Origin of the sequence: Stenotrophomonas sp. (assembly GCF_032066555.1) — a bacterium.
Lineage (GTDB): Bacteria > Pseudomonadota > Gammaproteobacteria > Xanthomonadales > Xanthomonadaceae > Stenotrophomonas.
This window is the reverse complement of record NZ_DAMBKV010000002.1, coordinates 32,720-52,594: the sequence shown is the minus strand read 5'-3', so window position 1 is coordinate 52,594 and position 19,875 is coordinate 32,720. Positions and strand designations below refer to the sequence as shown.

19 protein-coding genes, 1 tRNA gene and 1 pseudogene are annotated in these 19,875 nt (G+C 63.8%); 6 read left to right on the top strand and 15 right to left on the bottom strand.

Going from position 1 to position 19,875, the window contains the following annotated elements; all coding sequences use genetic code 11:
- Nucleotides 1–115 precede the first annotated feature (115 nt).
- Entirely contained in the window at nucleotides 116–1,525 is a 1,410-nt protein-coding gene (locus RT131_RS03500; RefSeq protein ID WP_313170314.1) for an ATP-binding cassette domain-containing protein, read from the top strand.
- An 82-nt stretch (nucleotides 1,526–1,607) separates the two neighbouring features.
- Nucleotides 1,608–2,015 (top strand): hypothetical protein, encoded by a 408-nt coding sequence (locus RT131_RS03495; protein WP_313170312.1) that lies wholly within the window; start codon nucleotides 1,608–1,610, stop codon nucleotides 2,013–2,015.
- Between the two features lie 90 nt (nucleotides 2,016–2,105).
- On the opposite strand, the pseudogene soxR reads toward RT131_RS03495, so the two are convergent.
- A pseudogene (gene soxR / locus RT131_RS03490) lies at nucleotides 2,106–2,540 on the bottom strand (redox-sensitive transcriptional activator SoxR).
- 74 nt (nucleotides 2,541–2,614) lie between these two features.
- Here soxR and RT131_RS03485 point away from each other — a divergent pair.
- On the top strand, nucleotides 2,615–3,976 hold the full coding sequence (locus RT131_RS03485) for an MFS transporter (RefSeq protein WP_313170310.1): 1,362 nt from the start codon (nucleotides 2,615–2,617) through the stop codon (nucleotides 3,974–3,976).
- A 117-nt stretch (nucleotides 3,977–4,093) separates the two neighbouring features.
- Here the strand turns inward: RT131_RS03485 and RT131_RS03480 are convergent, their stop codons facing one another.
- The 3 genes from RT131_RS03480 to RT131_RS03470 form a co-directional block, all read right to left on the bottom strand.
- Nucleotides 4,094–6,055 carry an alpha/beta hydrolase gene (locus RT131_RS03480; protein WP_313170308.1) on the bottom strand — a complete coding sequence of 654 codons (1,962 nt, stop codon included), beginning with the start codon at nucleotides 6,053–6,055 and terminating at the stop codon, nucleotides 4,094–4,096.
- Nucleotides 6,052–7,026, bottom strand: a complete 975-nt coding sequence (locus RT131_RS03475; RefSeq protein WP_313170761.1) for a DUF4105 domain-containing protein — start codon at nucleotides 7,024–7,026, stop codon at nucleotides 6,052–6,054. Before RT131_RS03475 ends, RT131_RS03480 begins: the two co-directional genes overlap by 4 nt.
- Before the next feature lie 514 nt (nucleotides 7,027–7,540).
- A complete protein-coding gene (locus RT131_RS03470; RefSeq protein WP_313170306.1) occupies nucleotides 7,541–7,921 on the bottom strand; it encodes a nuclear transport factor 2 family protein in 381 nt (126 codons plus the stop codon).
- Nucleotides 7,922–8,179: 258 nt separating this feature from the next.
- On the opposite strand from RT131_RS03470, the gene RT131_RS03465 reads away from it, so the two are divergent.
- Nucleotides 8,180–8,677, top strand: coding sequence for a pyridoxamine 5'-phosphate oxidase family protein (locus RT131_RS03465; RefSeq protein WP_313170304.1), 498 nt, complete (start codon nucleotides 8,180–8,182; stop codon nucleotides 8,675–8,677).
- 428 nt (nucleotides 8,678–9,105) lie between these two features.
- Here RT131_RS03465 and RT131_RS03460 read toward each other — a convergent pair whose 3' ends face one another.
- Together RT131_RS03460 and RT131_RS03455 are read right to left on the bottom strand one after the other, a co-directional pair.
- Nucleotides 9,106–9,300: a hypothetical protein gene (locus tag RT131_RS03460; RefSeq protein ID WP_313170302.1), complete on the bottom strand. Its 195-nt coding sequence runs from the start codon at nucleotides 9,298–9,300 to the stop codon at nucleotides 9,106–9,108.
- 128 nt (nucleotides 9,301–9,428) lie between these two features.
- On the bottom strand, nucleotides 9,429–9,833 hold the full coding sequence (locus RT131_RS03455; RefSeq protein WP_313170300.1) for a hypothetical protein: 405 nt from the start codon (nucleotides 9,831–9,833) through the stop codon (nucleotides 9,429–9,431).
- Nucleotides 9,834–10,203: 370 nt separating this feature from the next.
- Here RT131_RS03455 and RT131_RS03450 point away from each other — a divergent pair, with 370 nt between their 5' ends.
- Nucleotides 10,204–11,319: a serine hydrolase domain-containing protein gene (locus RT131_RS03450; RefSeq protein ID WP_313170298.1), complete on the top strand. Its 1,116-nt coding sequence runs from the start codon at nucleotides 10,204–10,206 to the stop codon at nucleotides 11,317–11,319.
- A 286-nt stretch (nucleotides 11,320–11,605) separates the two neighbouring features.
- On the opposite strand, the gene RT131_RS03445 is transcribed toward RT131_RS03450, so the two are convergent.
- From RT131_RS03445 to RT131_RS03425, 5 genes are all read right to left on the bottom strand, one after another.
- Nucleotides 11,606–11,680, bottom strand: a tRNA-Val gene (locus RT131_RS03445).
- 63 nt (nucleotides 11,681–11,743) lie between these two features.
- A complete protein-coding gene (locus RT131_RS03440) occupies nucleotides 11,744–12,097 on the bottom strand; it encodes a PilZ domain-containing protein (RefSeq protein ID WP_313170296.1) in 354 nt (117 codons plus the stop codon).
- Nucleotides 12,094–13,053: a DNA polymerase III subunit delta' gene (locus RT131_RS03435; protein WP_303749122.1), complete on the bottom strand. Its 960-nt coding sequence runs from the start codon at nucleotides 13,051–13,053 to the stop codon at nucleotides 12,094–12,096. The genes RT131_RS03440 and RT131_RS03435 overlap by 4 nt, the downstream gene beginning before the upstream one ends.
- Before the next feature lie 34 nt (nucleotides 13,054–13,087).
- Nucleotides 13,088–14,146 (bottom strand): endolytic transglycosylase MltG, encoded by a 1,059-nt coding sequence (gene mltG, locus RT131_RS03430; protein ID WP_313170293.1) that lies wholly within the window; start codon nucleotides 14,144–14,146, stop codon nucleotides 13,088–13,090.
- A 72-nt stretch (nucleotides 14,147–14,218) separates the two neighbouring features.
- Nucleotides 14,219–15,571, bottom strand: coding sequence for an aminodeoxychorismate synthase component I (locus RT131_RS03425; RefSeq protein WP_313170291.1), 1,353 nt, complete (start codon nucleotides 15,569–15,571; stop codon nucleotides 14,219–14,221).
- A gap of 21 nt (nucleotides 15,572–15,592) precedes the next feature.
- On the opposite strand from RT131_RS03425, the gene RT131_RS03420 reads away from it, so the two are divergent.
- Nucleotides 15,593–15,943 carry a hypothetical protein gene (locus tag RT131_RS03420; protein ID WP_313170289.1) on the top strand — a complete coding sequence of 117 codons (351 nt, stop codon included), beginning with the start codon at nucleotides 15,593–15,595 and terminating at the stop codon, nucleotides 15,941–15,943.
- Here the strand turns inward: RT131_RS03420 and fabF are convergent.
- The 4 genes from fabF to fabD form a co-directional block, all read right to left on the bottom strand.
- On the bottom strand, nucleotides 15,930–17,192 hold the full coding sequence (fabF, locus tag RT131_RS03415) for a beta-ketoacyl-ACP synthase II (protein WP_313170287.1): 1,263 nt from the start codon (nucleotides 17,190–17,192) through the stop codon (nucleotides 15,930–15,932). The two genes, RT131_RS03420 and fabF, sit on opposite strands and share 14 nt — an antisense overlap.
- Before the next feature lie 123 nt (nucleotides 17,193–17,315).
- Nucleotides 17,316–17,555, bottom strand: coding sequence for an acyl carrier protein (gene acpP, locus RT131_RS03410; RefSeq protein ID WP_054659808.1), 240 nt, complete (start codon nucleotides 17,553–17,555; stop codon nucleotides 17,316–17,318).
- A gap of 151 nt (nucleotides 17,556–17,706) precedes the next feature.
- Entirely contained in the window at nucleotides 17,707–18,450 is a 744-nt protein-coding gene (gene fabG / locus RT131_RS03405; protein WP_313170285.1) for a 3-oxoacyl-ACP reductase FabG, read from the bottom strand.
- Nucleotides 18,451–18,535: 85 nt separating this feature from the next.
- The gene (gene fabD, locus RT131_RS03400; RefSeq protein WP_313170283.1) at nucleotides 18,536–19,480 is read right to left on the bottom strand and encodes an ACP S-malonyltransferase; all 945 of its coding nucleotides are present in this window, start codon (nucleotides 19,478–19,480) and stop codon (nucleotides 18,536–18,538) included.
- Between the last annotated feature and the right edge of the window lie 395 nt (nucleotides 19,481–19,875).

Below are 19,875 nucleotides of genomic sequence, written 5' to 3'. Positions count from 1 at the left end.
CTGTGTCGTGCCCGCGCACGTCTTAAAGTCAAATTGACATGGCTCTGTCGCAAACCATACTGACGCCCTTTCCAATTCCGCGCGCGCCCCAGAAATGCGGCCAGCGACGGCCAAAGTGACGTCCTTGCCAGCCGACAACTCCCCCTCTCCGTTGCTGCAGCTGCAAGGCTGGGGCATGAGCCGTGGCCAACGCACCGTGTTGGCCTCCATTGATCTGAGCATCAGCGGTCCCGGCATCGTGGTGTTGATGGGCCCGGGTGGCACCGGCAAGTCTTCACTGCTGCAGGCACTGTCTGGCCAGAGCAACGCACATGGCGAGCGCTGGGGCACGCTGCTGTTCCAGGGCGCACCGTTGGAGGCAGCAACGCAGCCGCCAGTACTGGTGCAGCAGCATGCACGCGAACTTGGCTTCAGCGTGCAGGAAAACCTCAGCGCCGCGCTGCGCCCGCAAGCGGGCAACAAGCCGCAGGCATTGCGCGAAGAAATCGACGCACGCCTGCAAGCCTTGGGCACCACTGCCGTGGCTGCACATCTGCAGCACAGAGTGATCGACTTACCGCGCGGACTGGCCCGGCAAGTCTCTATCCTGCGCGCCGCCTTCAGCGGCAGCGCCCTGCTGTTGATCGACGAACCCACCAGCGAGCTGGCGCCGGCCGAGGCCGAAGCGGTACTCACCCTGATCGAACGCCTGTCCGCTGCACACTGCTGCCTGGTAAGCCTGCATCACCAAGGCCAGGCCCGACGCCTGGCTTCACGGGTGATCCTGTTGGCCGGCGGCAAGGTACAGGTCGATGCGCCGGTGGATGCGTTCTTTGCCAACAGTGGCCAACACCCGGTGCTGGCGCAGTTCCTGCGCACCGGCAGCTGCCATGTCCCGGCGCCTGATGCACGCATCGAGGAACTGGCTGAAGGTGTTGTCGTTCCTGCACCCGTTTTCATCGCTGAAAAGTCCCCACCCCGCCCTTCCACGCCAGCGCTCGAAGCCCCTCGTCCTGCGTCTGTGCCAATGTCGACACCCGCACCGGTCAGCCTGTCTGCCACACCCTCACGCCGCGGCCCCAATGGCTTCCACTGGCTGGTGCCGGGCAAGCTCGCCGGCTGCCCGATGCCTGGCGTGGTATTCGCCATCGATCACGACCTGGCGTTGCTGCGTGGCATGGGCGTCACCGTGCTGGTCAACCTGACCGAACGCGAGATGCCGGCCGAGCGGCTGGCTCCCTACGGGCTGCGCAGCTATCACCTGGGCATCGTTGACCGCGGTGCACCGCCGCTGTTGTGGGCCAAGCTGCTGCTGGCCAAGATCGAGGTGATGCTGCGCGAAGGCGAAGTCGTCGCCGTGCACTGCCTGGCCGGCCTCGGCCGCACCGGCATGGTGCTGGCCGCGTGGCTGATCCGCGAAGGGCTCACCGCCGATGAAGCGCTGCGCCGCCTGCGCACGCTGGACCCGGGCTTCGTGCAGTCGCAGGAGCAGGAAGACCTGCTGCATGCGCTGGAAGAAAACCTGCTGATCCGCGCCTGCGACTGATCAAACCCTGAGTGATGCCGGGTCGCATTGCGGCCTGCGGGCATCGCTTTTCCTTTTCTCCCCCTTCCGCAAGGATTCCCCCATGTCGCTCGACACCACCCTGCAGCAATCCGTTGCCTCCATTCCCGAATGCGTGGCCGCCGGCTACGTCGATATCAGCTCCGGTATGTTGCTGTCGGTACGCACCGTGGATTCGCACCCGCGCGAAGTGCTGGACCTGGTCGCCGCCGCCACTGCCGACCTGTACCAGGGCCCGAACATCCGCAGCATCGAGCAGATGTTCCGCCGTGCACGCGGCCTGGAAGAGCAGGAAGGCGCGCACTACTTCCAGGAAATCATCGTCAACAGCGAGAACCTGATCCACATCTTCATGCGCGGCAAGCGCTACCCCGACTATGTGATGGTGTTCGTCTGCCGCCGCACCGCCAACCTCGGCATGGCACTGACCCGCTCGCGCCTGGCGATGCCGCTGATCGAAGCGGAAATCTGATCCATCCGGGCCACGCACTGTGGCCCGGGCAGCAACCGCTGCTGGCGTGTCGTCCGATACCCGGCAGCTTGCCGATCCGGTCGCGCAACGCTAGCCCACGCGTTGCGGACCCTCGCCTTGCTGGCCCAGCACATCCTGCGGATTCAGCAGGCCACAGCGCTTCAGCGACAGGCAGCCACAGCCGATGCAATCGCTGAGCTGGTCACGCATGAACTGGAGCGTTGCGATGCGCTCGTCTAGTTCCTTGCGCCAGCGCGCCGACATCCGCGCTCAATCGGCCTTGCTCGGCGCGCGTCCTTCCGGCAATTCCGCCAGACGCTCGGCCACTGCCTGCAGCGGCATGCCCACACGCTGTGCGGCCTGGATCAGTGCCAAACGCCGCAGCACATCACTCTGGAAGCGCCGCTGGTTGCCAGCGGTGCGCTGGCTCTGGATCAGCCCCTTGCGCTCATAGAAGTGCAAGGCCGACACCGCGACCCCGCTGCGCCTTGCGACTTCCCCTACACTCAGTTCCCGCGTGGACATCACTTGACCTGAACCATGGTTGAGGTGTGATGCTGCACGCCCCCCAGCCGCAACTCAAGCAGCAACGTCGCATCATGAGTTCTTCAAGCATCGCGCCAGCAGCACCGGCCAGCAGCTCCATCCTCGCCCCACAATACCGCGCCACCACCTTCGGTATGGTCGCGCTGATCTCGCTGATCGCCTTCGAGGCGCTGGCCGTGGCGGCCGCGATGCCCAGCGTGGCTGAAGCATTGGATGGCCTGCGCCTGTACGCGCTGGCCTTCGGCGGCGCATTGGCCACCAGCGTGATCGGCATGACCCTGGCCGGCCGCATGTGCGACCAGCAAGGCCCGGCGCGGCCGTTGTGGCTGGGCCTGGGCAGCTTCCTGGTTGGTCTGCTGCTGGCCGGTCTGGCGCCGCGCATGGACGTATTGATCGTCGGCCGCCTGCTGCAGGGCGTCGGCATCGGCGCGATTTCGGTGTCGCTGTATGTGCTGGTCGCGCGCACTTATCCGGAAGCGCTGCGGCCCAAGGTCTTCGCCGCCTTCTCTGCTGGCTGGGTGGTGCCTTCGCTGATCGGCCCCGGCCTGAGCGGGCTGATCGTGCAACACCTGAGCTGGCGCTGGGTCTTCCTCATCGTGCCAGTGCTGGCCTTGCCGGCGGCCTGGCTGCTGTTGCCGGCACTGCGCAGCACCCACACCAGCATCCGCCGTGATCTCGAGCAGCGGCCGGTGGTGCGCTGGGCGATAGGCACGGCGCTGGCCGCGCTGTTGCTGTATGTCGGCGGACAGCTGCAAGGCATGCAGGCGTTGGCGGTGATGGCAGCGGCGGTGGCCGCACTGATCTTCTGTGCCCGCCATCTGCTGCCCAGCGGCAGCTTGCTGCTGCGCCGCGGCCTGCCCAGCGTGATTGCCTTGCGCGGCATTGCCGCCTCGGCCTTCTTTGGCGCCGAAGCCTTCCTGCCACTGCTGCTGCAACGCGAGCGCGACCTGTCGCCGCTGTGGGCCGGCGCAGCGCTCAGCCTGGGCGCGCTGGGCTGGTTCTCCGGCTCGTGGCTGCAAGGCCACCAGCACTTCGGCTGGCGACGCACGCACATGCTGCAGGCCGGCACCTGGTTGATGCTGGCCGGTCTGCTGGTGAGCGTGCTTACCCTGTACCCGGACGTGCCCTTGATGCTGGCGCTTGCGGGCTGGGCATTGACCGGGCTGGGCATGGGCCTGATCTACCCCAGCCTGTCGGTGCTGACCTTGTCGCTGTCGGCACCGCACGAGCAAGGTGCCAACAGCTCGGCCCTGCAGCTGAGCGAAGGCATCGCGGTCGCCTCCACGCTGGCGATCTCCGGCTCGCTGTTCGCCGCAACCGTTGGCGGCAATGAAACCAGCGGCTACCTGCTGTGCTTCGTGGTGACGCTGCTGTTGGCCGGATTGGCAACCGTGGTCGGGCGCCGGATTGCTTGAGCAACGCCTGCTGAGCGACATCGGCTGAGCCACCTCAACCGCTCGGCGCAGGCCAAGCAGTATTGGACTAGGCAAGCGCGAACACGCGCGGGCTGCACCCTGCAGCCCGGCAATGTTTCAGTGCGCAGCGTCCACGCCTTCCACTTCCAGCAGGTCCTTGCGCAGGATGCGGCGCACTTCCAGTACCGCTTCCGGTGTTTCCTGCACGCTGTGGCCGGACACGATCACCTTCTCCGACAGCGCGCCATCCAGATGCGCGCTCCAGTACGGCACCAGCCCGTCGTCGGACTCGGCGGTCGGTACCTCGGCTTTACGCTTGGCGATGATGGAGTGATATTTCAGGCCCGGCTGGATCGGCAGTGCCGAGGACGCCTCGATGAAGGGATCGCTGGCCTTCAGGTTCTCGATGCTGTTGGTAATCACCGGTTCCTTGGGCTTCTTGCCATCGGTTTCGCCCGGGTCCTGCAGCGCCATGAAGGCGTCACCAAAGGCACCCAGAATCGTCAGCGGCAAGCGCACCAGTCTGCCGATCAAACGACCCAGCCGGTTACCGGCCGCATCCGTGCCCTTGTGCGGTGAGGCCAGGAAGATCGCCCGCTCCACGTTCGGCTGCGGGGTGAAGTGCAGCACCGGCCCAAGCTTGGCTTCCACCCGCGCCAAACGCTCGCCTTGCAGGTTGTAGCGCCTGCGGGTGTTGTCCCATAGCACCTCGCCGGAGTCGCTGAGCATCAGGCGCGCGATCACGCCGCCCATGCTGTGGCCAATGAACACCATGTCATGCGATGCCGGCGCCGTGCCCTTGGGATCGAAGTGATGCAGCGTGCTGTTGAAGGCCTTGCTGATGGTGTAGCGGTTCAAGGCGATCGGCGCGTTGGTCGGGTAGTACACCGACCACACCTGGTAATGCTCACGCATTTCCTCGTCGCCCATGATCTCGTTGGCCAGGTTCACCCAGGCCTCCGGGCTGCTGGCCAGGCCGTGCAACATGAAGATGATGCGCTTGTTTGGATCGTAGGGCTGCATCAGGTAGATATGCGGCTCGCGGATGCCTTCGCCACGGCCAAACAAGGTGCGCAGGGACTCGGTGGCAAACCCGGACTGGGCAAGCCACAGACCATACGCGGCGGTGAAATTGGCCGCCAACGGCACTTCCTGGCCATGCATCTGGATGCTGGTGAGGTCGGGCGAATAAGCCTGCAGCTGCACATGGCGGGTAGCCAGTACTTCCTCCAAGGTGTCGCCGCTGAAGTTCAGCACAGCGGTGGCATTGATCGCCGGCATCTCGCTGTAGACAGGCAGCTGCTGGTTGCGCTCCTCCACTTCCAGCGCCTGCGCCAGCGTTGGTGCTTCCATCATCGCCACCAGCTCGGCACCAAAGCCATCGCGGCGATATGAGCTGCGCAGGCCAGCAAAGCTCACCGAGGACGCCGCTACCAGTTGCTTGGGCACACCTTCAAGCTTGAGCCCGTCGAACTGCGAACTGATGGTCCAGTCATCCACCTGCACCGGCAGGTTGATGTCCTCGCCTTCCAGCGCGCGCGCGCGGGTGCGCTGGAACACCACCGAAGCGGCCTGCTCGGTGGCGTAGTTGTAGTAATCCCGCACCTGGGTCAGTCGATCTTCCAGAGCGCGTTGCGCCGGGCTGCGACCGCTGAAGAACAGGTACAGATAGGAATAGCGCGCGGTTTCCAGCCAGGCATTCAAGGCCGCCGCCGGCAACTCGATGGGCTCATTGCCCTTGGCCTTGGGGGTGAGCGCCAAGGCTTCCTGCATCCACAGCTCGGCCAGCGTGGACAGGCGCTGCTCGGACTGCAGGCCGTCGTTGGTGGTGACCGTCTGCCGGCAAGCGGGCAGGTCCTTGCTGCAATCACTGTCAGTCAAGCCAATGACCGACAGCGACTCCTGCGACAAGGCACTGAGCTTGCCGGTGCTGAGGATGTCGCCACGTTTCTGCATTACATAGTCGGTATTGCTCACCGACTTCATCTTCACCATCGCGCAACCGCTGGACAGCAGCAGCGCCAGTACCGCGACTACCGGCACCAGCCGGCGTATCCATGTCTGCGGGGTGTGGGTCATGGGTCAGTTCCTGGGGCGGGAATGCCGGGCACGCCAGCGCGTATCCGGGAAGAAAAATCAGCTACATCGCCTGCGTCACGGGCCCGCTGCGTTATACGCCCCAATTGTTGCAGCGTCGCCAACGGCACGCCCGGGGTCAGCCCGCCGACGTCGGCGGCATATTCGGCCAGATAGCCGGAGGCCAGCAAGCGGTAATCCAGCGGCAGCTTGGGCTGGATGCGGCGCATCAGCTCGAACACCACCGTGGTGCAGTTGCTGGTCAGCGTGTTGTAGAAACGCGGCGCCTGTTCCAGCTGCTGCGCGCGGTCCACGTAGAAACGCAGCAGATCGCGCATCTTGTCCGGGCTCAGCCCATGCAGGCGGTACAGATAGACATCCTCGCCACGCACATTGCTGCGCGTGAGCACGATGTCGCGCTCATCCGAGGCCACCAGCACCGACTCGAACTTGCGGAAGAAGCCCCCCAGCGCCGAGAACGACTCGCCCTGCTCCTTGCGGATTTCCAGCGAGAACACCAGCTGGCGGCCGTCGGCAAAGCCGAAGGACACCAGGGTGTGGGCAATGGCCGGCCCCATCCAGTAGGACAGGATCATGTCCACCGATTGCACCTGCGACAGATCGTATTCGCGCGCCTCCCAGCGCACGTCGTAGTCGGTCTTGCTGCGCCAATGGAAGTTGCGCACGTTGTCGATGATCAGGCGGTCGCCCTCGATGCGTGCATGCAGCGGCTGCGCCACGTCATCAGCCCACGCCCGGTCCTGCCGCGGGTCGATCGTCGCCCACCAGATCAGCATCACCGCGAACAGCGCGCCAAACACCGCCAGCGAATGCCAGCGCCGCACCGGCCCGAAGCCCGCGCGGATCGCCCAGATGCTGGGCACGCACCAGACCAGGATCGCCACGACCTTGGCCACCACATTGCCGGGGAACTGGTACCACAGCGCGAACCCGCCCCAGATACCGATGCACAGGCACAGCAACGCCAACAGGACCCGACCGACGCCACGCACCACACTGAGCAGACGCCGCTTCCCTACATTCACCACTTCACTCTCCTGAAAGACCCAACGGCCCCGCAAGCGCATCGCGCCCAGCCGGAACCACCGCGAACTGAATGGGCCGCCAGCGACCCGCGGCAAAGATAGCCTGCCGGACGTGGAAAGCGGAGTGAAACAATCAAAAAGCCAACTGAAGCGCAAAGCCGTTCATTTAGACGGCCGGCCAGACGAACAAGCAGATAACCCCGTAGCCCGGGTAAGCGCAGCGCACCCGGGGCCGCTGGCACATGAGCTCGCACGACCACCAGCCCCAACCTCCCGGTTTGTGGGAGCGGCGTCAGCCGCGAAGCCGATGTTGCTGAAACCCTGGGCCGACGTGCCAGCTGACAATGCACCAGCTTCGCGGCTGACGCCGCTCCCACAGGCAACCCACCGAACGGCAATCCGGGCATCTGATCAAGTCCTCCCGCCCCGGCAAACAGGCAGGCTAGGCCTGCTGCGCAGGCGTCTCGGTATGGGCTGCCGCCAGCCACTTGCCGTCCCGCCTGACCCAGGTGGTGCTGTCAAAACAGGTCATCTCCTGCGGCTTGCCATCAACCTCGAAGCTCTGGCTGACCTTGTAGGTAGCAATGGCCACATTGTCGACGGGGAAAAACACCTGCTCATCGGAGAACGAAAAACCTGTGACACGTGCAGGCCCCTCCTCGGCCATCTTCATGTAATCGGCCGGACTGAAGTGATGCACGCCATACATGGCAACCATCGTCGCCTTGTCGGTCAGCAGCGCGGCAGCCTTGGCAGGTTGCTGGTCCAGCATGGCCTGCCAGAACGCAACCTCAAGCTCCATGATCTCGGCACCGGTCGTCATGTGACTCTCCACGGATTGGGGACTTCAGGCTGTCACACCATTTGTTGGCCATCCGTGAGCCAAGCGCTATACGCAGACGAAGACAACCACCACCTGCCGGCTTCAGCTCCATGACCAGGCATCAGCGCTTATGGCAGCACCCTTTGAACACAAGATCGTGATGCTGATACCGGCAGACGTTGTCGTCGCATGCACATACCTTCTCGCCGTTGATACATCGCTGCCTCCAGGCTGGTGCCACACTACGGAGGACAGCGCATGAATGACAAGAATCAGACCGAACAGCACGAAACACTGGTCAAGCTCATCAAGAAGTTCGGTACCGCAATGCTCACCACCCGCTCCGCGGACGCAAGCATGCATTCCCGGCCAATGACGCCGTTGGGCGACGACTTCGATGGCGGCTTCTGGTTTGCCACGGAAATAGACAACGCCGCGGTGCGCGACATCCAAGCCAATCCCGAGGCAAACGTCTGCTTCATGCATGAGGGCGACAATCACTTCATCTCGGTGACGGGCCGCGGCAGCATCAGCCAGGATCGCGCACAGATCGCGCGCCTGTGGTCCGCGCCGATGAATGCCTTCTTCAAGGGGGGCAAGGATGACCCACGCGTCTGCCTGATTCGTATCGACGCCCAGCATGCCGATTACTGGGACGGCCCCGGAAACCTGCTGACCAAACTGGTGTTTTTCGCCACGGTTGCCACCACCGGCAATCACGAAGCACTCAGCGACACTGGCTCGGTCAATCTCTGAGCCAGCAGCGGGCGGCCGCCACGATTTGGTTGTCGCCCACTGCATGGCTGCAGGAAGGGTTCACAGGTGCCGGCGGCCAAGGCCGCGCAGCGCGGACCGTGCGGACCGTGCAGATAGGGAAGCATCGAAAAGCCGCCAGAGCCGCGATGCCAGTGACTCAAATAGACCAGCCCCACAATCCGCCGATAGTCACCGTAGCCCGGGTAAGCGCAGAGCGCACCCGGGGCCTTCCGCGCACAGCCTTGAAGATCACCAGACTCCAACCTCCCGGGTGCGCTCCGCTTACCCGGGCTACACCAATGCTCTGACTCGGACACTGATTGGCATCGGAAGCAAAAAGCCGGCCCAGGGCCGGCTTTTCTTTAAATGAGCACAGAGGGTGCAACGAGCCCTATGCCCGGTCTCGGAGGCGAATTCACCGAGAAGATTCAACCATTAGGGCAAAGCGTTTCAAGGCAAGATTCAAAAATCGCCTCACACCTATCAGGCGCAGTACCACGCGCAATACAGGCATTGTATGAATTCAAACACGGCGTCCCACACCAGGACGCCGAGGCCGTACCACCAAAGACAGCCATAGAAAGAAAGCCACAGGCGACAACTCGCTTGATCCATTTCTTCATGCCACTTTCCTTGTTGGCCTGATCATTCAGGCGGCCCAGCATAGATTTTCCGGAAAGCCGATTCCGTTCAACAGCCCACAATTCGGGAAGTACGGACAGCCCATGCAACACCCAGGCGCCAACGAACTTCAATGAATGTTCGGCCCTACGATCCCGCTCTCCAGCCAGGCCGCAACCTGCGGCAACAACGCCACAACCGAAGCCGCCAACTGGTCGTATCGGCTCTGCTCGCTGCCGAAGGCCTTGAACGAAAAGCCGCGAAAGTCCTTGTGCTGTTCCGTATCGATCAAGCGTTTTCTAAGCAGCGGATCCGTCTCGAAGACCCGCTTCGGCACCTCCCCCGAGTTGGCGTCAACCCAAGTCGCCGGAACGCGGCTGAACTCCAGGATGAAGCTGCCGCCATACGTCCAGTATTGGATCGACAGGAAGTCGCGGTGAACTTCATTGGCGCGAACGAAGTTGGCTACACCGCTACCGCCGAATCCGAGCCGGCGGATCTCTGGCAGCAGAATCTTCTTGATTGAGGTGGCCATCATTTGGCCGGGAGTCTTCACTAGTTCCTATCCCTGAATTAAGTCAGCCGTCATAAGACCCCAATGCAAACGCGTTTGCCAGCAAGGAATCGACTCTGCCCCCTGCGCTCCGCATTTCCCCGTTCGCGCTTGGTGGGTGCTGTGCAGCGCAAACCAGATCCGGCACCGAAGACCCCGCAAACGGCCCCTCCTCGCCATACACCGCGGCGGGAGACCAACTGGAAGGGCGCCGGGGCGGCCTCTACGGGAACCGTGTTGAGCCGCTGCGATCGGCTAGTCTATGCAGTTACTTCCACGGCCCTTCAAGCACTGACGCATGCAAGCGATTTCGAGGATTGTTCGAAACAGGCGATGGTTCAAATTTTTCGTATTGTCCACCGCGCTCTTGTCCGCGGGCTGCAAGAACAATGCGCCGACGAAGGATCTGGGAGCGGACATTGATGAGGTCGCTGCAACGCTGATCGAACAGCCTTTGCTGCACTCCACCTCGATCGCAGTCGTGTATCGGGGTCAGGAATTCATTCGCCACCGCGGCAACATGGAAACTGGCAGGCCGGGGGTTCCGACCGATGCGACCCGCTACGAAATCGGCTCACTGAGCAAGACCCTGGCGGGAACCCTGATGGCCAACGCCGTGTTGGAGCGCAGACTGAGTCTGGACGACGATGTCCGGATGTACCTGCAAGGGGACTATCCGAACCTGCAGTACAAGGGTGACCCCATTCGCATCCGACATCTGCTGTCGCACACGAGTGGCCTACCGAACATGCTGCCTGAACGCGCAAACACGGTGCTCGCCGACTTCACCGATAAACATACGCCTGGCGAGCTCAATGGCATCTACGCGGGCTACGGCAAGGCTGATTTCTTCAAGGACCTGCACGCTGTCGAGATTCATCAGGCGCCCGGAAAAGACTACGCCTACTCCAGTACCGGAACCGAGCTGGTGGCGCACATACTGGAAACCGTCTACAAGAGCGACTACGAGTCTCTGCTACGGGGATTTTTTCGCGATTCCGCGGCGATGGCGGACTTGAAAATCAAGCTGAGCGACGCCGAGGCGCCTCAGCTTGCGATCGGCTATCACAGCAACAACCCGGTACCGACCACACCGATGCCGCAGTTACCTTGGGGCGCATCCGGAAATGTGAAGGCGACCGTCCCGGAAATGGTGAAATACCTCGAATTCCAGTTGGCGGATGATTCCGTGGTCCAGGAATCGCATCGCACGCTTGTCGAATTCGACTCCGAGTTCAGCATTGGCTATTTCTGGAACATCATCGCGGGCGACCGCTCGAAAGGCACTTACTACGCCCATCATGGCGGCGTTCCTCGCTCGCAGTGCTACATCTACATTCTGCCGAAGTACGACCTGGGCATTTTCGTGATCACCAACCAAAGCGGCGACCAAACGGCGCACGCCATGGAAGCAGCGATCGACACCTTGGTGGAACGGATTGCTGCTCGAGAAAAAGCGCTGAATTAGTATCTTTCACTACCGCCTTTTTGCGGCTTTTGGTCTAGAACTTGGAAACGCCCATCGTCTCCCGGTAGCGGCTGTTACTTCGAAGCCCAAGAGTACTCATTGGCCCCAGTGGTGCAGCTGCGCAATGCGTTTGGCCGACGTGTACCAGCACATGGCCAAGTGACTCACCCCACTGCATCTCGCGGCGGGGAATGCTCCACCCGCTTGCCATACCGCGTGCACTTGCAGCCTTACACCCACGAAAAAACCGGCTTTCGCCGGTTCTTCTGCAACACTTTGATTTATATGGTGGGCGGTACAGGGATCGAACCTGTGACCCTTGCCGTGTGAAGGCAATGCTCTACCGCTGAGCTAACCGCCCGTGTTGCGAGCCGCTTATTATAGGGGGCTGAGCGAGCACGTCAACATCTTTCTTCACACGATTTCACATCGTCTGCGTCGGCTTGTCCGAGCTGGATGTGCCGGCCAGCAGGGTCTCGATCTTGTTGCGGATTGCTTCGCCGTCGACGCCGTCGGCGAGCTGCACGCCGATGCCGGCCTGGCGGTTGCCTTGCGCGCCCAGCGGGGTGACCCAGACCACCTTGCCAGCTACCGGCAGACGCTCGCTGGAGTCCGGCAGGGTCAGCAGCAGGAACACCTCGTCGCCGAGGAAGTAGCGCTTGGGCGTGGGTACGAAGACGCCACCGTTCTTCACGAACGGCATGTAGGCGCCGTACAGCGCTGCCTTGTCCTTGACCGCCAGCGAAAGGATGCCCTGGCGGGCGTTCATCGCACTCATCGAATAGTCCCCTTGGATTGCACTTGGTTGGCCGCGCCCCATGCCAGCAGCAACTCCACCACGGCCAGGTCGGCGCGGATGGTGGTGCGCAGCAGGTCGCGGGTGCGATTGGCGGCATCAAACCAGGCGGCCAGCTTGTTCAATCGGGCCGGATCGGTCAAGCCGTCGGCCGCTTTCTTCAGTGCCAGGTCGGCGGCATGGCGCAGGCGCAGGTCGGCGTTGTCGTCGCCGGTCCAGCGCTGGGCCAGCTCGACGCTGCCCAGCTTGCCGGCCAGCAGCTGCTCCAGCTCGCTGGCGACCTGCCGGCGCAGGGCCATGCCCTCGCCTTGCAGCCACTGGTCGGCCAATGCCGGGTGGCCGCGGGTAGCGTCCAGTGCTTCACGCGCCACGCCTTCGGTATAGCCACGCGACTGCAGCCAGGCCATGGCTTCTTCACGCGGCGGCATGCGGAACTCCAGCCGCTGGCAACGGCTGCGGATGGTCTGCGGCAGGCGCGCCGGGTCGGCGCTGAGCAGCCACAGGTAGCGGCCCGGCGACGGCTCTTCCAGCGTCTTCAGCAAGGCATTGCAGGCAGCGCGGTTGATGGCGTCGGCCGGATCGACGATGACCACCTGGGCCACACCGTAATGCGGGGTCAGTGCCAGCTTCTGCGAGATCTCGCGCACCTGCTCGATGACGATCTCGGTGCGCAGCTTGTCGCCGGTCTTGTTGGGAATGAAGCTGGTGAACTGCAGGTCCGGGTGGGTGCCGGCGGCGATTAACTGGGCGTTGCGCTGGCGTGCCGCAGCGTCCTCACCGTGGTTGAGCACATGCGCCGCCAGCCGCATCGCCACTGCGCGTTTGCCCATGCCGGCCGGGCCGCACAGCAACAGGCCGTGGCCGAGCCGGCCCACGTCCAGCGCAGCCACGGTCTGGTCATAGACGCGCTGCTGCCAAGGGGCGAGTGCTTCGCTCATCGGGACATCCTGTACATCATTCGGGTCATGCCGCTCATTGCGCCGCGGCCTCGCTGCGCTTCGCACGCAGCCGCTTCAAGTACTCGGCCACAGCGCTGTTGTGATCGGTGTAGGAGGCGGAGAACACATGCGCACCACTGCCATCGCCGACGGCGACGAAGTACAGCGCATCGCCCGGGGCCGGCTTGGCGGCGGCATGCAGCGCGTCGCGGCCAGGCATGGCGATCGGCGTCGGCGTGAGGCCGGCGCGGGTATAGGTGTTGTACGGCGTGTCGGTGGTCAGGTGCACCTTGCGGATATTGCCGTCGTAGGCGCTACCGATGCCGTAGATCACGGTCGGGTCGGTCTGCAGGCGCATGCCCATCTTCAGGCGGCGTGCGAACACCCCGGCAATCTGTGGGCGCTCGCTGGCCAGGCCGGTTTCCTTCTCGATGATCGAGGCCAGGATCAGCAGTTCGTAAGGCGACTTCAGCGGCAGGTCGTCGCTGCGCTCGGCCCAGGCGGCGGCCAGTTCCTTCTCCATCGCGGCATGGGCGCGCTTGAGCACGTCCACGTCGCTGTCGCCGCGCTGGTAGATATAGGTTTCCGGCAGGAAGCGGCCTTCCGGGTGCTGGTCGGCAAAACCAAGCTTGGCCATCAGCTCGGTGTCGGACAGGTCGGTGGTTTCGTGCTGCAGCGGCTGTGCGCGCGCCAGGGCGGCACGCAGCTGGCGGATGTTCCAGCCTTCGACGATGGTGACGCGGTATTGCAACACCTTGCCCTGGCGCATGTTCAACAGCAGCTGGCGCGGCGTGAGTGTCGGGTCGAGGGCGTATTCGCCGATCTTCAGCTTGCCGGCGGCGTCGAGCTGGCGGGCCAGCAGCTGCCATTGCAGGTCGTCGCCTTCGTCGACGCCGGCCGCGCGCAGCTTGCGCAGCACGCTGTTGAGCGAATCACCGGAGGCGATGCTGACGCTCTGCTCGGACGGGGTCAGCGGCGCATCGGCAAAGCTGCCCTGCCGCTGCCACAACCAGGCCGCACCTGCGCCTGCCAAGGCGACCAGCAGCAACAACACCGCCAGCACCAACAGACATCCGCGCTTGGCACCCGCCATGGTCACCCCGTCTTCAAATAGTGGATGCGCAGGATACCGCGCTGGCGGCAACGCCAGCCAAAACGGCGTTCATCATTGTGGATCGAGCGCACGCAACAGCCCGCGCGCCTTGGCCCGGGTTTCGTCCAGCTCCTTGTCGGCCAGCGAATCCACCACGATGCCGGCGCCGGTGCGGAAGCTGGCGGTGCTGCCCTGCACTTCCGCGGTGCGGATCAGGATGTTCAGGTCCATGTCGCCGTCGCGGTTCAGCCAGCCGAAGGCACCGGTATAGGCACCGCGGGCAGTCTGTTCCAGCTCGGCGATGATTTCCATGCAACGCACCTTGGGGCAGCCGGTGATGGTGCCGCCGGGGAACGTGGCGGCGATCACTTCGCCCGGGGTCACGTCCGGGCGCAGACGCGCACGCACGTTGCTGACGATGTGGTGCACGTGGGCGTAGCTCTCCACGATCATCAGTTCATCGACCTCGACACTGCCTGGCGCAGCGATACGGCCCAGGTCGTTGCGCTCCAGGTCGATCAGCATCACGTGCTCGGCGCGTTCCTTGGGGTGGCCGACCAGCTCCTGGATGCGGGCGGCATCGTCGTCGCCTGCGAAGCGCGGGCGCGTGCCGGCAATCGGACGGGTCTGCACCACATCGCCGCTGACCGACACCAAGCGCTCCGGCGAGGAGCTGACCACGGCGCGGCCGGCGGCCGTGAACAGGCCAGCGAAGGGTGCGGGGTTGGCGGTGCGCAGGCGCGCGTACAGCGCTTCGGGCGCGAGTTGCGCGTCGAACTGGGCCTGCCAGCGGCGTGACAGGTTTACCTGGAAGACGTCGCCGGCATGCAGGTAGTCGATGACTTTGTGCACGCCATCGGTGAAGCGCTCGCCTGCGTCTTCGTTGATGGTTGTTGGGCCGTTCCACTGCGGCAAGGCTGGCAGCTGTGCGGCTTCGCTTTGATCGTACTGGAGCTGGCTGAGCAGGTCTGCTGCGTCGTCTTCGGCGATGGCGATGCAGCGGCCGCTGTCGCGTTCGCGCAGGACCGCTGCTGGGCAGCGCAGTGCGATCGCGGTTGGCAGGCCGTCACTGCGCTGTGGCAGCTGCAGGATGGGTTCGATCTGTTGGGCGAGTTCGTAATCGAGCAGCAATGCCCAGCCGCCACGGAACGGGATGTCCGCTTCCATCGGGTTGCGGGCTTGGCGCAGGGACTGCCAGTCGCGGTCGAGTGCGGAGAGGAAGTCGCCTTCGGCTGGGCTGCCGTCTTCGCGCTGCAGGCTGCCATCGGGGTTGAGCAGGAGTTGGCTGCCGTTGGCTATCAGCAGCATGTCCCACTGGCCGAGCTTGCCGGCGGCGGTGGATTCAAGCAGGACCGGATAGCGATGCGGTGCGAGCCGATGCAGCGCCAGCAGGTCGGTATCGGCGTGCAGGGGGAGGATGTGCATCGTGGGCCCGAAATGTCAGAAATGCAGGCTGTTCCCTTCTCCCGTCTGCGGGAGAAGGTGCCCGAAGGGCGGATGAGGGGAGCTTTTAACGCTATTAAAGCCTTTGGAGCTTTAAAGCTGCCCTCACCCCAACCCCTCTCCCGCTTGCGGGAGAGGGGCTTTGAGCAAAGCGTTGAGCAAAGCTACAGCCAAAAGCTTCAAGCAAAGCAACAAGCAGCAGCTTCAAGCAATGCGGCGAGCGGGAGCTTCAAGCCAAGCTACAAGCACAAGCTTCAAGCAACAGCTTCGAGCAAAGCGGCGAACAGGAGCTTCAAGCAAAAGAACGGGCAGGAGCTTCAAGCATCGCTCCAAAGCCGCGTTAAATCCGCTTGAACACCAGCGTGCCGTTGGTGCCACCGAAGCCGAAGCCGTTCGACATCACCACGTCGACGTCGGCCTTGCGGGCCACGTTCGGCACGTAGTCCAGGTCGCAGCCTTCGCTCGGGTTTTCCAGGTTGATCGTCGGCGGGATGATGCCGGTGTTCAGCGCCATCACCGAGAAGATCGCTTCCACGCCGCCCGCTGCACCCAGTAGGTGGCCGGTCATCGACTTGGTCGAGCTGACCAGCATCTTGTAGGCGTGCTCGCCGAAGGCGGTCTTCATCGCCATGGTCTCGCCCAGGTCGCCCAGCGGCGTGGAGGTGCCGTGTGCGTTGAGGTAGCCCACCTGCTCCGGGGTGACGCCTGCGTCCTTCATCGCCGCGACCATGCAGCGGGCGGCGCCTTCGCCGTTCTCGCTCGGTGCGGTCATGTGGTATGCGTCGGAGCTCGCGCCAAAGCCGGCCAGCTCGCAGTAGATCTTGGCGCCGCGCGCCTTGGCGTGCTCGTACTCTTCCAGGATCAGGATGCCGGCACCGTCGCCCAGCACGAAGCCGTCACGGCCCTGGTCCCACGGACGCGAGGCCTTGGTCGGCTCGTCGTTGCGGGTGGACATGGCCTTCATCGCACAGAAGCCGCCCAGTGCGGTCGGCGAGGAGCCACGCTCGGCACCGCCGGCAACCATCACGTCGGCATCGCCGTACTGGATCATGCGCATCGCCGTACCGATGGAATGGTTGGACGTGGCGCAGGCCGACACTGCCGAGAACGACGGGCCCTTCAGCCCGGCGATGATGCTCAGCTGGCCCGGCAACATGTTGATGATGGTCTTGGGCACGTAGAACGGCGAGATCTTCTTGCCTTCGTGGAACTCGATGGTCTGCTCTTCGATGCCAAGCAGGCCGCCGATGCCGGCACCGACGATGGCGCCAATGCGCTCAGCGTTGGCGTCGGTGATTTCCAGGCCGGAGTCGTGCAGCGCCATGAAGGCGGCACCCAGGCCGTAATGGATGAACGGGTCCATCTTCTTGGCATCCTTGCCACTGACCCGGTACTTGCCGAACAGGGGGTTGTCGGCGGTGATGTCGAAATCCTTGACCTCACCTGCAATCTTGGTGGTGAAACGTTCCAGATAGTTATCTGCAACATTCGTCAGCGGGCCAATGCCCGAGCGGCCATTGATGATGCCTTCCCAGCTGCTGGCCAGATCATTGCCCAGCGGCGACACCATGCCCATGCCGGTAACAACTACGCGACGACTCATTGCGGATTCTCCTGGCCCCGCACGCGGGGAGATTCAAGCTTAAAAGCACAGGGCCGCATCAGCGGCCCCATGGGTTTGCAACGCGGCAGACAGGCTTGCCGACCGCGCCTTGTCAGGCCTGGATCAGGCCTTGACGTGTGCCTTGACGTAGTCGATGGCGGCCTGGACGGTACCGATCTTCTCGGCTTCTTCGTCCGGGATTTCGCACTCGAACTCTTCTTCCAGCGCCATCACCAGCTCGACGGTGTCCAGCGAGTCTGCACCCAGGTCATCGACGAACGATGCGCTGGTGGTGACTTCTTCTTCCTTGACGCCAAGCTGCTCAACAACAATCTTCTTGACGCGTTCTTCGATGGTGCTCATTAGGATATCGCTCCAGATGGAGTAGTGGTTCAAAAGACGCCAGCCCCCAGGGCTGGCCGTGGGATAGTGTAGTGGAAACCGTCGCGGCGGTGTTTCTGAACAAAAAAGCCGCGACAATCAACCACTTGGGTGCATTCCCTGCACGCCACGCTTACGGCATGTACAAGCCACCGTTCACGTGAAGGGTTTCGCCGGTGATGTAACTGGCCGACGGACCGGCCAGGAACGCCACCGCCTTGGCGATGTCTGCCGGCTCGCCGAGGCGACCCAGCGCGACCTGGCCGAGCATCGCCGCCTTGGCGTCCTCGGGCAGATCCTTGGTCATGTCGGTGTCGATGAAGCCCGGTGCGACCACGTTGACGGTCACGCCGCGGCTGCCGATTTCCTTGGCCAGTGACTTGGAGAAGGCAATGATGCCAGCCTTGGCGGCGGCATAATTGGCCTGGCCGGCATTGCCGGTGACACCGATGACCGAGGCGATGTTGATGATGCGGCCCTTGCGCGCCTTCATCATGCCGCGCATCACCGCCTTGGAGGTGCGGTAGACGCTGGTCAGGTTGGTGTCGAGGATGGCCTGCCAATCCTCGTCCTTCATGCGCATCAGCAGGTTGTCGCGGGTGATGCCGGCATTGTTGACCAGGATGCTGATGGCGCCGAATTCCTTGCTCACCGCGTCGATCAACGCGTCAACCGCGCCCGGCTCGGTCACGTTCAGTGCGCGGCCGTGGCCGCCCTGTGCAGCCAGGCGGCTACCGATGGCGGCAGCGCCGGATTCGGTGGTCGCGGTGCCGATGACGGTCGCGCCCAGCGCGGCCAGTTCGTCGGCAATGGCGGCACCGATACCGCGGCTTGCGCCGGTTACCAGCGCGATTTCACCCTGCAATGGCTTGCTCATTCGTCTTCCTTTCAGTCGTTGCCGCAATGGCGGCAGCCGGTTCGAGACAGGCGCAGCAACGCGCCCGCAGCTGCTTCCCGCTGGATTAGTTGGCCCACTCTTCCAGCGCACCGGCAAAATCTGCCGGGGTGGCGAGCGAACGCCCTTCGATGTTCTTGTCGATGCGCTTGATCAGGCCGGTCAGCACCTTGCCCGGGCCGCATTCGGCCACGCGGCTTACGCCGCGCGCGGCCAGCGCCTGCACGCAGCCGGTCCACTGCACCGGCTGGTACAGCTGCTGCACCAGCGCCTGACGGATGGCGTCCACACCGTCGTGCACCTGCGCGTCGACGTTCTGCACCACCGGCAACGCCGGCGACTGCCACGCCAAGCCGTTCATCACGGCTTCCAGACGATTGGCGGCTTCGCGCATCAGCGGCGTGTGCGAGGGCACGCTGACAGCCAGCTTCACTGCCTTGCGCACGCCCTTCTCGGCCAACAGCGCCAAGGCGCGGTCAACTGCCGCAGCGTCGCCGCCGATCACAATCTGGCCGGGCGAATTGAAATTGGCCGGCACCACCACCTGGCTACCAGCAGCCTCGGCGCAGACGTCCAGCACCAGCGCATCCTCGGCGCCGAGCACGGCGGCCATTGCACCAACGCCGGTCGGGGCGGCGTCCTGCATCAGCTGGCCGCGCAGGCGCACCAGATGTGCGCCGTCGTGCAGCGTCAGGGCGCCGGCAGCGACCAATGCGGTGTATTCGCCGAGGCTGTGACCGGCCAGTACGGCAGGCTGTGCGCCGCCCTGTGCATTCCACAGGCGCCATACCGCGATGCTGGCGGCCAGCAGCGCCGGCTGGGTGAATTCGGTGCGATTGAGCTGCTCTTCCGGGCCGCCTTGCGACAGCGCCCACAGATCGACGCCCGCGCCTTCGGAGGCCTCGGCAAAGGTGTCACGGATCTGCGGATGCAGTTCAGCCAGTTCGGCCAGCATCCCAATGGATTGCGAGCCCTGGCCGGGGAATACGAAAGCGAGTCGGGAGTCAGTCACGCGGTCTTCTGCTGCATCAATCGAAGCGGGGAATAATAAGCGCGAAAGCGCCCGCCCGTCTGTACTGGCGCGTATGCAGCAGCATGGCCCGGTAGTGCCGAGCCATGCTCGGCATGGGGCTCTACCGGTAATGCCCTTGCCGAGCATGGCTCGGCACTACAGGTTGGTTTTGCGCTGTGGGAGCGGCGTAAGCCGCGAATCCGATAGATCTGCAGCGCAAAGCACCCCTCCCCAGCCCTCCCCTTGCCTGCGGCAAAGGGAGGGAGCGATGCACGTGCTCGCGCAGATGCAGGGATGCCTGTAGTGCCGAGCCATGCTCGGCAGGGGCTCTACCGGTAATGCCCTTGCCGAGCATGGCTCGGCACTACAGGTTGGTTTTGCGCTGTGGGAGCGGC